General features: G+C 72.8%; 1 pseudogene. It reads left to right on the top strand.

Annotated elements, in window-relative coordinates:
- A pseudogene (locus L0984_RS29735) lies at positions 1 to 1,916 on the top strand (hypothetical protein); the annotation flags it as partial.

Below are 1,916 nucleotides of genomic sequence, written 5' to 3'. Positions count from 1 at the left end.
GCCGACGCCGATGCTGACGCGGACGCGGACGCGGACGCGGACGCGGATGCGGATGCGGACGCAGATGCGGATGCGGATGCGGATGCGGATGCCGACGCAGATGCCCTGCTCGACCCCACCGACAGCCTCGGCGGCACCGTCGTCGGTGGCGTCTCCGATGCCCTGGGCCTGGGCGACTCGCTCAACCCGGTCGTCAGCGTCGTCGACAACGTGACCACCGTGCTGGACAACACCCTCTCGCCCCTGGTCGGCTCCGAATTCACCGCCAACGACCCCAACGCCCTCGACCCGGTCGACCAGAGCGTCGACAGCGTCACCGACGGCCTGGGCACCGTGCTCACCCCCGTCGTGGACGACCTCCTGGGCAGCGGCACCACGGGCGCCGTGCTCGGCTCCCTCGACACCCAGGTCGACTACGTCACCGATGCCGTCGTCAACCTGCTGGACAACCTCGTGAGCAGCGACGGCCCCCTGGGCGGTGTGCTCGGCGCCACCGGCCTGGACGGCGTGGTGGGCGGCCTGCTCGCCGAGGACGGCGTCGTCGGCAACCTGCTGGGCGGCGTGCTCGGCGACGACGGCCTCGTCGGCGGGCTGCTGACCGAGAACGGCCTGGTGGGTGGCCTGCTGGCCGAGGATGGCCTGGTCGGCGGCCTGGTGGCCGACAACGGCCTGCTCGGTGGCGTGGTCGGCAACGGCGGCATCGTCGACGGGCTGACCGACACGCTGCTGGGTGAAGACGGCCTGGTCGGCGGGCTGGTGGGGGGCACGCTCGGCGGCCCGCTGGATGCCGTGCTGGGCGACCAGGGGCTGCTGGGCGGCGTGCTGGGCGACAACGGCCTGGTCGGTGGCCTGCTGACCGAGGACGGCCTGGTGGGCGGTCTGGTCGGCGAGAACGGTGTCGTGGGCGGCCTGCTGGGAGGCGAGCTCCTTGGTGGAGACCTGCTCGGTGGCGTTCTCGGTGAAGACGGCCTGCTCGGTGGCCTCACCGGTGGTGACCTGCTGGGCGGTGACCTGCTTGGTGGCGTGCTGGGTGACGATGGCCTGCTGGGAGGCCTCCTTGGCGGCTTGACCGGCGGGGGCGACGGCGGCACGGGCAACCAGCTGCTGGACCCGGCGGTGGGCGCGGTCTCCGACACCGTGGCCAGCCTGGACGGTCTGCCGCTGGTGGGCGAGCTGGGCCTGTCGGACACGCTGGCGCCGGTCACCGGCCTGGTGGACAACGTCGGCAGCACGGTCAGCGGTGCGCTGTCGCCGCTGCTGGGCGACAGCTTCACGGCCAACGACCCGAACGTGCTGGACCCCGTGGATGACGTAGTGGGCACGGCCACCGGCGCGGTGGACGGCCTGGTCTCGCCGCTGACCGAAGGGCTGCTGGGCTCGAACGTCGTGCACGACGTCCTCTCCGGCGTGACGCAGCAGGTGGATTACGTGACCGACGGCGTGGCGAACATCACTGACGGTGCGCTGGGCGGCGATCTGCTGGGCGGCGTGCTCGGCAGCGACGGCCTGCTGGGTGGCGTCACCGGTGGTGATCTCCTGGGGGGTGATCTGCTGGGCGGCGTGCTGGGTGAAGACGGGCTGCTGGGCGGCCTCACCGGTGGTGACCTGCTGGGCGGCGATCTGCTCGGTGGCGTCGGCGGCGACGACGGCCTCCTGGGCGGCCTCCTCGGCGGCCTGACCGGCGGGGGCGAGGGCGGCACGGGCAACCAGTTGCTGGACCCGGCGACGGGCGTGGTCTCCGACACCGTGGCCAGCCTGGACAGCCTGCCCCTGGTGGGGGACTTGGGCCTGTCGGACACGCTGGCGCCGGTCACCGGCCTGGTGGACAACGTCGGCGGCACGGTCAGCGGTGCGCTGTCGCCGCTGCTGGGCGACAGCTTCACGGCCAACGATCCGAACGTGCTGGACCCCGTGGA

It is taken from the genome of Pseudacidovorax sp. NFM-22 (assembly GCF_021401245.1).
In the GTDB taxonomy this organism is placed as follows: Bacteria; Pseudomonadota; Gammaproteobacteria; order Burkholderiales; family Burkholderiaceae_C; genus Xenophilus.
This window is presented reverse-complemented; position numbering and strand designations above follow the sequence as displayed.